Consider the following 9,411-nt stretch of genomic DNA (forward strand, 5'->3'; position numbering starts at 1 on the left):
CCTGTGGGAGCTGGGCTTGCCAGCGAAGAGGCCCGAAGCCGAACAAAAAAAAGCCCGCCATCGCTGCGGGGCTTTTACATCAGGCTTGCTGTGTCGGCAACGCCAGGCACTCGCCCATGCTCACCGCAGAGCCTGCGCCCAGCGACTCGGCCCACTTCACCTGCTCTGGCCCGAACAGCACCACGGCGGTCGAGCCGAGCTTGAAGCGGCCCAGCTCGGCGCCTTTTTCCAAGTGGATCGGCGCACGCGCCGCCTCGTCATAACGGAAAGTCTTCAGCTCGCGCTTGGGTGGCGTGACCAGGCCGGCCCACACCGTCTCGACCGACGCCACGATCATCGCCCCCACCAGCACCACGGCCATCGGCCCGCGCTCGGTGTCGAACAGGCACACCACGCGCTCGTTGCGTGCAAACAGCTCCGGCACGTTCTCGGCCGTGGTCTGGTTGACCGAGAACAGCCGGCCCGGCACATAGATCATCTCGCGCAGGGTACCGGCCAGTGGCATGTGCACACGGTGGTAGTCCTTGGGCGACAGGTAGATGGTGGCAAACTCGCCGCCCATGAACGGCGCGGCATTGGCCGGGTCGCCGCCCAGCAGTTCGACGGCGCTGAAGCTGTGGCCCTTGGCCTGGAAGATGCGGCCATGCTCGATCGGGCCCAGCTGGCTCACCGCACCGTCGGCCGGGCACAGGATGGCGCCTGGGGTCTGGTCCAGCGGGCGCGCGTCAGGCTTGAGCGCACGGGTGAAGAAGGCATTGAAATGCTCGTAGGCGGTCAGGTCTTCGACCAGCGCCTGCGACATGTCGACCTGATAGCGCTTGGCGAACCAGGCGGTGAAGGCATTCTTGAACCAGCGCACGCGGCACTCGGCGACGCAGCCGGCCAGGCGCGAGAGCAGGTGGTGGGGCAGCAGGTACTGGCTGAGGATGAACAAGCGGGATTTCATTGAGTTTCCTTAAACGTCTACAGGCGTGTCCGGATGGTTGCCCCATTCGCCCCATGAGCCGGCATACGCCTTGACCCGTGGGTAGCCCAGGTGCTTGGCCACCAGGTAGGTGAAGCCGGAACGGTGGTGCGTCTGGCAGTGGGTGACCACTTCCTTGTCTTTGCTGATGCCGAGCTGCTCGAGGATCTCGGGCATGTCCCGGCGAATGCGCAGGTGGTCGTTCAGGTCCATGCCGGCAGTCCACTCGAAGTTGACCGCGCCAGGGATATGGCCACCCTTGGCCGCGAGCACTTTTTCGCCACGGTATTCCTGCGGGCTGCGCGCATCCCAGATCGCCAGGTCGGCGGCGCCGAGGCGGCTTTGCAGGTATTCGCGGGTGGCCGTGGGCTCTTCGTGCAGGGTCAGGCTCGGGATGCCCGTGGCCAGCGCCGGCACCTCGGTGGACAGGCTGTTGGCCGGCCAGGCCTGCACGCCACCGTTGAGGTAGTGGTAGTGCGTATGGCCGATCACATCCAGCAGCCAGATGAAACGCCCGGCCCAGCCGCCGCCTTCGTCGTCATACACCACGTACACCGAATCGGCGGTGTGCCCCAGCTCGCCGAAGAGTTTTTCCAGGTCGCCCTTGGCCGGCAGCAGCCCCGGTGCCGGAGGCTGGCCGAGCTGGGTGCGCTTGGGGTCGACGAAGCGTGCTCCGGGAATGTGCCCACTGCCATAGCGATTGACACTGGTCAGATCGACCAGGATCAGCCCCGGCGCAGCCAGGCGGGCCTGCAGGTCGGCGGGTTCAATCACCAGGGGCAGGCCGGAAAAGTCAGTCATCCAGAGTCTCCAGATCGGAACAGAGGGGGCGATTGTAGCGCATGGCTCATGCGCTGCGGTTGCTGAAGGCGGTCAGTGCACGCTCCACGCATTGGGCGGTCTTGCCGAATGCCTGCACGCTGATTTCGGAGAAGGGGCCACCACCCTGGTCGGCCAGTACCAGCATCACCACCTTGCCGTTGCTCGACAGCGAGCGCAGCAGCAGGTGCTCGCCACGGAACAGTACGCGCAAGCTGGCGGGCAGCAGGGCGCCGAACTGGGCGTAGTTGTCGGGGGTCAGGCGCAACTGCGCCGACTGGCTCAGCAGGCGCTGCAGCAGCTTGCTCTGGGCTACCGGTATCACCAGGCTGGCCGCCTCGGCGGGCAGCCCGGCGCTCTGGTGCACGCGCAGGTGGGTATGGCCCTTGTCGGCCATCAGCATCATTACCCGCTGCATGCCGCACGCCGCCAGGGCGTCACGGGCATAGGTGGTCAGGTGCATGGCGTTGCTGAAGGCGCTGGGTTCCACCAGCAGGTCGGCGCAGTACTTGCGCCAGGCCCCCAGCGACTCGGTCGAGGGTACGTCGGCCGGCAGCAGGCGGCGGTGCACGCGGTGGGTGCCGGTCGGCCAGATCAGCGATTCGGCAGGATGGTAGAGGTCGGGGCCGGCATGCAGGCGGGCACTGTGCGCGGCCTGCTGGTGGACCTGTTGCTGCACGTCGCTCAGCGGCGCCTGCAGGTACAGGCTGGTCAGGCGCTGCCAGCGCTGGCTGTGCGGGCAGTCCCAGGCATGTTGCGCCGCCAGGGCCAGCCCGTTGGCCATCAGTACCGTGTTGGCAGGCTGGTTGAGCCAGCGCCGCAGGGCCGGGTCGGCATCGAGCTGTTGCTGCTGGCGCAAGGGGTGCTCATGCAGGCGGGCGATGTGCATCACCTTTACCAGCAGCCGGCGTTCTTCGCTGAGCACCCGGTAGCCCTGGGTCACCCAGGCCGGCAGGCGCCAGAAGTCAGCCAGGGTACGGCACAGCGCCAGCAGCGGCACGCCGAACAGCTCGCGCTCTACCCGCAGCGCCGGTTCGCCCCGGTGCACCACGCGCAGCTCCCACTCTTCGAGCAGCTTGGGGTAGGTGAATGCCAGTGGCCACAGCGGCGAGAGAAACAGCAGGCTGCCCCAGTGGATCTCCTGCCAGAGCCGCGCCAGCTGGCTGGCGAACAGGCCGCTGGCCTGCTGGCTGGCGTGCTGGCTGATCATCTGCAAGTGGCGCAAGGCCTGGGGGATTTGTGCCGGTGGCGCAGTAGGCAGGCGTTGCAACAGCTCTTCGGCGCGCTTGAGGCCCAGCCGGTTGAGGGCAATTTCGAGGCTTTCGGCGGGCTCGGCCATGCTGCCATGGGTGTGCCGGTTGGCCTCGCGCATCACGCTGAGCACCAGGGCGGGGCTGTCCTGCATCAGGTCGGCAATGTCGCGCAGCGAGCGGCGGCTGTCGCCGATGGCGAGCCTGACCCGTTCGTGGCTGTCCAGAGGGACCGGCAGTTGCACGCTGTCGAGCAATCTGATCCAGGCGTCTAGCGTCTTCGGAGTTTGAGTTGGCACGTTAGTTTCACTAGGCATGCTGGACGGTAGCCGAACTGGCTTTTCACTTTGACTGGCTATAGTCTGGCGCAGAACTGCCGATAAGTAGAAGAAGAGTTTTACGAACTTCCGCCCCCGACCCTGACCACGACAGTAAGTGCTTCCAATCTATGGCTAAAATTATCGGCATCATCGTCGTATTCGCGAGCGTGCTTGGCGGATACGTTCTTTCCCACGGCAAGATCGCGGCACTGATTCAGCCCTTCGAAGTGCTGATCATCGGTGGTGCGGCTTTCGGTGCGTTCCTGCAGGCCAACCCCAGCTATATGACCATGCATGTGATCAAGAAGTCGCTGAGCATGTTCGGCTCGCGCTTCTCGCACACCTTCTATATAGAAGTGCTGGGCCTGGTCTACGAAATTCTCAACAAGAGCCGCCGCGAAGGCATGATGGCGATCGAGGGCGACATCGAAGACGCCTCGGCCAGCCCGATCTTCGCCAAGTACCCGGCGGTGCTCAAGGATGAACGCATGACCGCGTACATCTGCGACTACCTGCGCATCATGTCCACCGGCAACATGGCCCCGCACGAGCTCGAGGGCCTGTTCGACATGGAACTGCTGAGCATGAAGGAAGAGCTCGAGCACCCTTCGCACGCGGTCACCGGCATCGCCGACGGCATGCCCGGCTTCGGTATCGTTGCGGCGGTACTGGGTATCGTGGTGACCATGGCCTCGCTGGGCGAGGGCGACCAGGCCTCCATCGGCCTGCACGTGGGTGCGGCACTGGTGGGTACCTTCTTCGGTATTCTGGCGGCGTATGGCTTTTTCGGCCCGCTGGCCACCTCCCTGGCCCACGATGCCAAGGAAGAGGTCAACGTGTACGAGGCGATCAAGGCGTCGCTGGTGGCGTCGGCGTCCGGCATGCCGCCGTCGCTGGCCGTGGAGTTCGGTCGCAAGGTGCTGTACCCCAAGCACCGTCCGAGCTTTGCCGAGCTGGAACAAGCAGTTCGCGGTCGCTGATCCATGGAAAACAATCAGCCGATTATCATCAAGCGCGTCAAGCGTTTTGGCGGTGGCCACCATGGCGGCGCCTGGAAGATCGCGTTCGCCGACTTTGCCACGGCGATGATGGCGTTCTTCCTGGTGCTGTGGTTGCTGTCGACCGCCACGCCAGAACAGAAGATCGCCATTGCCGGCTACTTCAAGGACCCGATCGGGTTCTCCGAGAGCGGCACGCCGTACATCATCGACCTGGGTGGTTCGCCCGAGCTTGCGCCGGAAAAGACCATCAACCCCGAGGTGCAGTCCGAACCGACGCCTGACACCAGCCTCCAGCTGGACCAGGACAAGGTCGAGAGCATGGCCGAGCAGGTGGAGAAAGAGCGCCTGAACCTGTTGCTGCAAGAGTTGCAGAACAAGGTCGAAGAGAACCCGCAACTGCAGAAGTTCAAGGACCAGATCCTCTTCGAGATCACCCAGGATGGCCTGCGGATCCAGATCATGGATGCCGAGAACCGGCCGATGTTCGACCTGGGCAGCGCGCGCCTGCAGCCGTACTTCGAAGACATCCTGCTGGCCATGGCCGACACCATCAAGGCGGTGCCGAACAAGATCAGCATCAGCGGCCACACCGATGCCAAGCCGTATGCCGGCACCGGTGACTACGGCAACTGGGAGCTGTCGGCCAACCGCGCCAACGCGGCGCGGCGGGCGCTGGTTGCCGGTGGCTACCCCGACCCGCAAGTGGCGCGCGTTGTGGGCTATGCGTCCTCGTCGCTGTTCGACCGCGAGCACCCGTTCAACCCGGTGAACCGTCGTATCGACATCATCGTGCTGACCAAGAAGGCCCAGCGCAGCATCGAAGGCGAGCAGACCTCGCCGCCGAACCCGGATGCAGCGCCTGGCACGGCACCGGCGCCCGGCACGGCACCGGCGGTGCCGGCCCCCGAGCCGATGCAGCCACGCGAGTTGCGCGAGAAGCTGAACATCTTCGAGGATGGCGTGTTGAAGATGGACGAGCCCAAGCAGCAGTAGGCAGTGGTTCGACGACGCCGCCCGGAGTGATCCTGGCGGGCGTTGTGCTGTGTGGGCATGGGCATTTCAGTAGCCGCGCCCGATGCTGGCCTTGAGGTCGGCATGGAAACGCTGTGCGTTATTGTCGGCATCGGTGCCGTGCAGCCGACCCAGCGTGTGCTCCAGGCGATAGGCGCTGATGAACAGGTCGAGGTCGCAGGCGCGGACCATCCGCGGCCACGCATGAAGGTAGCCGGGAGCATCCGGAGCCGCCAGCTGGAATGTGGTCACGCGGCGTTCGGCGGCGCAGGCCACACCCAGCGCGAAGGGTACCCACCAGGCGTTGCAGGTGTTGCTGGACACCAGCGTGATCAGGTGTGTGCAGTCGTGCAGGTTGCGCCGCACTCGTGCACTGACGGTGCAGGCATCGTCGGCCGGGGTGTCGATGGCTTCAAGGCAGGTGGTGACACCCTCCAGGCGCAGGTGCTCGCTGATAGCCAGGGCGGCGGCCAGGTCGGTGCGGCAGTAAAGGATTGAAACGGGCATCCGGGTGTCCCTTCGTGGGCGCGGTTTCGGGGCCGGGTTACCTTTGATGATTACGGCCCCTGGTGCAAGTCGCTGGATGGAATCAGGACGTTGCCTACGCGGCCGAGAGAAAGGGCTTACAAATTTGTTGCAGCCCCTGCCACCTTCGCCGGCAAGGCCGGCGCCTGCAGGGCTGTGGATGACAATAATCTTCGGAATTTCCCTATTCCCTGTAGGCTCCTTCCCAATCATACTTTTGCCGCTTATCAGCCATTGCGGTGGTCACGGTAGGACTCTAGTCTCAGGTGGTCGTTGACAATCAGCGACCGGTTTTGACAGGCCGATCTTATCGTGGACATGCAAGCGCTTATGGCGACTGCGCGTGGGGCACACTCGTGTGCGCCGAGTCCCGGTGATCGGTCTGTCAACCCGCGTACAGTTGCCACCCATTTGTTTGACAGCAGAGGTGGGCGACTCCATCACCGGAGGTCCCATGCTGAAAATCGTCCCCGATCCACCGCATCACATTCATCTCTCCCTTGAGGACATCCTCGTCAAGGTATCGGAGTACCTGTCCTGCGCACTCACCGTGACCCAGCAGGCGGTGCACCTGCATACCAAACCACCCCAGTTGCAGTTGAGCATGGCGGCCATGCACGAAATCGAGCATGCGCGCAGCCTGCTCGAAATGGCCTTGAGCAAGGTTCAGGTCAGGCACTGATCGCGAGCGCTTCGCGCTCGTTCGCTGGCAAGCCAGCTCCCACAGGGATAGCGCTGAGCTTGAGGGCGGCGGGGTACCTGTGGGAGCCGGCTTGCCGGCGAAAGCGTCGGAACAGTCAATGCAAGGTGTTCTTCGGGAGATTCACCAATGGAAAACGATTCAGTGACTGGCATGTCCAAGGCGCTGGTCGAGGATGTGGCGCACGCGATGTTTATCGAGCACACGCGTGCGCCATGACCGTCAGTAGGTGTCCTGCGGCAAGCTGGCAATGATCGAGCGGTAGCTGTTCATGCGCTGCTGCTGCACGCGCCCGTCTTCCAGGGCCTTGAGCAGCGCACAGCCGGGCTCGCGGTCATGCTTGCAGTCGCGGAAGCGGCAGGTGCCGATCAGGTCGTTGAACTCGATGAAGCCGGCCTCCACGTCTGCCCGGCTCACGTGCCCCAGGCCGAACTCGCGGATACCCGGCGAGTCGATCAGTTCACCGCCCCCCGGGAAGTGGTACAGGCGCGCCGTGGTGGTGGTGTGCTGGCCCTGGCCAGACCACTCCGACAGCTCGCCCACGCGGGTGTCGACGTTGGGCAGCAAGCTGTTGACCAGCGACGACTTGCCCACGCCCGACTGGCCCACGAACACGCTGATATGCCCGTCGAGCAATGTCTGCAACTGCTGCATGCCGTCACCGTGGTGCGCCGACACTTCCAGTAACGGATAACCCAGATGGCGGTACACCGCCAGCAGCGCGTTCAGCGCCGGGGCATTCTGCTCGTCGATCAGGTCGGCTTTGTTCAGCAGCAGCAACGGACGGATGCCGGCATGCTCGGCCGCCACCAGGTAACGGTCGATCAGGTTGGCATGCGGCTCGGGCGCCGGGGCGAACACGATCACGATCAAGTCGACGTTGGCCGCCACCGGCTTGAGCTGGCCACGGCTGTCGGGGCGGCACAGCTCGGTATGGCGCGGCATCTGCGCCACGATCACGCCAATGCCCTGGTTGCCCGCGCGCCACACCACCTTGTCACCGGTGACCAGCGCCGGCAGGTTGGCGCGCAGGTGGCAACGGAACACCTGGCCGGCGACGTCGCGTCCTGGGCTTCGACTTCGACCTGTACGCCAAAGTGCGCAATCACCAGGCCCAACTGCTCGGGGCCCAAATCACCGCCTTCAAGGGTGTCCAGCGTGTGCTGTTCGCGTTTGGCAGCGCGGGCGGCGCGCTCACCCTGGATTTTTTCGATGCGCCAGTTCTGGCGGCGATTGAGCTGGCGTTTGGCCATGAAAGTCTCGTGTCGTTAAAGCAAAGCGTGTGAGGGTGCAACGGCGTCGAGTCTAGCACGCCCCACTAGGCTAAACTGCGCACCTACCGAGGAGCACAACCATGCAGAATCCACAAAACCTGATCTGGATCGATCTGGAAATGACCGGCCTGGATCCGGACAGCGACGTCATCATCGAGATGGCCACCATCGTCACCGACAGTGACCTGAACACCCTGGCCGAAGGCCCGGTGATCGCCATCCACCACAGCGATGAAGTGCTGGCGCGCATGGACGAGTGGAACACCCGCACCCACGGAGGCTCGGGCCTGACCCAGCGTGTACGCGAGAGCCAGGTCAGCATGGCCCAGGCCCAGGCCCAGACCATCAGCTTCCTGGAGCAGTGGGTGCCCAAGGGCAAGTCGCCGATCTGCGGCAACAGCATCTGCCAGGACCGCCGTTTCCTCTACCGCCACATGCGCGAGTTGGAAAACTTCTTCCACTACCGCAACCTGGACGTCTCGACCCTCAAGGAGCTGGCCGCGCGCTGGGCCCCCGAGGTACGCGACAGTTTCAAGAAGGGCGGCACGCACCTGGCACTGGACGACATCCGCGAATCGATCGCCGAACTGCGCCACTACCGCGAGCACTTCATCAAGTTCTGACCCAGGTTGCGCCAACAATCGTTGCGCGCCCCCTTTTGGTGCCTGAGGCAACTGGGTAGACTGCGCGCCTCTTTGCACGGACCTGCACCATGTTGTTGATGCTCTACTTGATTGCCATCACCGCCGAAGCCATGACCGGTGCGTTGTCGGCTGGCCGGCGCGGCATGGACTGGTTCGGCGTGGTGCTGATCGCCTGCGTTACCGCCCTGGGCGGTGGCTCGGTGCGTGATGTACTGCTGGGGCACTACCCGCTGACCTGGGTCAAGCACCCGGAGTACCTGGTGCTGACCAGCGTGGCGGCGTTGATCACCATCTTCATTGCGCCCTTGATGCGGCATTTGCGCTCGTTGTTTCTGGTGCTCGATGCGCTGGGGCTGGTGGCCTTCACCCTGATTGGCTGCATGACGGCGCTGGAAATGGGCCAGGGCATGCTGGTAGCGTCGATCAGCGGGGTGATCACTGGGGTATTCGGCGGGATCCTGCGGGATATCTTCTGCAACGACATCCCGTTGATCTTCCGGCGTGAGCTGTATGCCAGCGTGTCGTTCCTGGCGGCGTGGTTCTACCTGGGCTGCGTGTACTTCAAGGTGCCGGGCGAGCAGGCGATCCTGCTGACGCTGTTTGGCGGGTTCCTGATCCGGCTGCTGGCCATTCGGTTCCACTGGGAAATGCCCAAGTTCCAGTACAACGACGAGCACTGATCGGTCGCCTGTGCTGGCCTCTTCGCTGGCAAGCCAGCTCCCACAGGGTTATCCAGCGCACACAAAACCCTGTGGTAACTGGCTGCCAGCAAAGGCCGCGCCGCCGCTCCAAGCGCGTGCCGCACGTTGGCGCAGCCCTCACAGGGTTATGCAGCGCACACAAAACCCTGTGGGAGCTGGCTTGCCAGCGAAGGCCGCGCCGCCGCTCCAGGCGCGTGCCGCA

At 64.2% G+C, this 9,411-nt stretch carries 9 protein-coding genes and 1 pseudogene; 5 read left to right on the forward strand and 5 right to left on the reverse strand.

Going from position 1 to position 9,411, the window contains the following annotated elements; all coding sequences use genetic code 11:
• Positions 1 to 79: 79 nt before the first annotated feature.
• Genes asd through G3436_RS00775 form a run of 3 tightly spaced genes read right to left on the reverse strand, consistent with a single transcriptional unit; the run spans position 80 to position 3,350 of the window.
• Positions 80 to 946, reverse strand: coding sequence for an archaetidylserine decarboxylase (asd, locus tag G3436_RS00765; protein ID WP_163940372.1), 867 nt, complete (start codon positions 944 to 946; stop codon positions 80 to 82).
• A gap of 9 nt (positions 947 to 955) precedes the next feature.
• A complete protein-coding gene (locus tag G3436_RS00770) occupies positions 956 to 1,765 on the reverse strand; it encodes a rhodanese-like domain-containing protein (protein WP_163940374.1) in 810 nt (269 codons plus the stop codon).
• A 46-nt stretch (positions 1,766 to 1,811) separates the two neighbouring features.
• The gene (locus tag G3436_RS00775) at positions 1,812 to 3,350 is read right to left on the reverse strand and encodes an HDOD domain-containing protein (RefSeq protein ID WP_163940376.1); all 1,539 of its coding nucleotides are present in this window, start codon (positions 3,348 to 3,350) and stop codon (positions 1,812 to 1,814) included.
• 131 nt (positions 3,351 to 3,481) lie between these two features.
• On the opposite strand from G3436_RS00775, the gene motA reads away from it, so the two are divergent.
• Positions 3,482 to 4,333 (forward strand): flagellar motor stator protein MotA, encoded by an 852-nt coding sequence (motA, locus tag G3436_RS00780; RefSeq protein WP_163940378.1) that lies wholly within the window; start codon positions 3,482 to 3,484, stop codon positions 4,331 to 4,333.
• A 3-nt stretch (positions 4,334 to 4,336) separates the two neighbouring features.
• Positions 4,337 to 5,347, forward strand: a complete 1,011-nt coding sequence (gene motB, locus G3436_RS00785; RefSeq protein ID WP_163940380.1) for a flagellar motor protein MotB — start codon at positions 4,337 to 4,339, stop codon at positions 5,345 to 5,347.
• Between the two features lie 66 nt (positions 5,348 to 5,413).
• On the opposite strand, the gene G3436_RS00790 is transcribed toward motB, so the two are convergent.
• Positions 5,414 to 5,872, reverse strand: coding sequence for a molecular chaperone Tir (locus G3436_RS00790; protein WP_163940382.1), 459 nt, complete (start codon positions 5,870 to 5,872; stop codon positions 5,414 to 5,416).
• Positions 5,873 to 6,344: 472 nt separating this feature from the next.
• Between G3436_RS00790 and G3436_RS00795 the strand changes: the two genes are divergently transcribed.
• Positions 6,345 to 6,572, forward strand: coding sequence for a hypothetical protein (locus G3436_RS00795; RefSeq protein WP_163940400.1), 228 nt, complete (start codon positions 6,345 to 6,347; stop codon positions 6,570 to 6,572).
• 240 nt (positions 6,573 to 6,812) lie between these two features.
• Here the strand turns inward: G3436_RS00795 and rsgA are convergent.
• A pseudogene (gene rsgA / locus G3436_RS00800) lies at positions 6,813 to 7,843 on the reverse strand (small ribosomal subunit biogenesis GTPase RsgA).
• Between the two features lie 101 nt (positions 7,844 to 7,944).
• On the opposite strand from rsgA, the gene orn reads away from it, so the two are divergent.
• Together orn and G3436_RS00810 are read left to right on the forward strand one after the other, a co-directional pair.
• Complete coding sequence (gene orn / locus G3436_RS00805; protein ID WP_163940402.1) at positions 7,945 to 8,487, forward strand: oligoribonuclease; 543 nt, start codon at positions 7,945 to 7,947, stop codon at positions 8,485 to 8,487.
• Positions 8,488 to 8,576: 89 nt separating this feature from the next.
• Entirely contained in the window at positions 8,577 to 9,188 is a 612-nt protein-coding gene (locus G3436_RS00810; protein ID WP_163940404.1) for a trimeric intracellular cation channel family protein, read from the forward strand.
• The last annotated feature ends 223 nt before the right edge of the window (positions 9,189 to 9,411 follow it).

The organism is Pseudomonas brassicae (assembly GCF_010671725.1).
Classification (GTDB): Bacteria; Pseudomonadota; Gammaproteobacteria; order Pseudomonadales; family Pseudomonadaceae; genus Aquipseudomonas; species Aquipseudomonas brassicae.

What these genes read in the sequence shown, in the direction of transcription:
- asd (WP_163940372.1), bottom strand. Translation starts at nt 946, where the DNA reads ATGAAATCCCGCTTGTTCATCCTCAGCCAGTACCTGCTGCCCCACCAC.
- G3436_RS00770 (WP_163940374.1), bottom strand. Translation starts at nt 1,765, where the DNA reads ATGACTGACTTTTCCGGCCTGCCCCTGGTGATTGAACCCGCCGACCTG.
- G3436_RS00775 (WP_163940376.1), bottom strand. Translation starts at nt 3,350, where the DNA reads ATGCCTAGTGAAACTAACGTGCCAACTCAAACTCCGAAGACGCTAGAC.
- motA (WP_163940378.1), top strand. Translation starts at nt 3,482, where the DNA reads ATGGCTAAAATTATCGGCATCATCGTCGTATTCGCGAGCGTGCTTGGC.
- motB (WP_163940380.1), top strand. Translation starts at nt 4,337, where the DNA reads ATGGAAAACAATCAGCCGATTATCATCAAGCGCGTCAAGCGTTTTGGC.
- G3436_RS00790 (WP_163940382.1), bottom strand. Translation starts at nt 5,872, where the DNA reads ATGCCCGTTTCAATCCTTTACTGCCGCACCGACCTGGCCGCCGCCCTG.
- G3436_RS00795 (WP_163940400.1), top strand. Translation starts at nt 6,345, where the DNA reads ATGCTGAAAATCGTCCCCGATCCACCGCATCACATTCATCTCTCCCTT.
- orn (WP_163940402.1), top strand. Translation starts at nt 7,945, where the DNA reads ATGCAGAATCCACAAAACCTGATCTGGATCGATCTGGAAATGACCGGC.
- G3436_RS00810 (WP_163940404.1), top strand. Translation starts at nt 8,577, where the DNA reads ATGTTGTTGATGCTCTACTTGATTGCCATCACCGCCGAAGCCATGACC.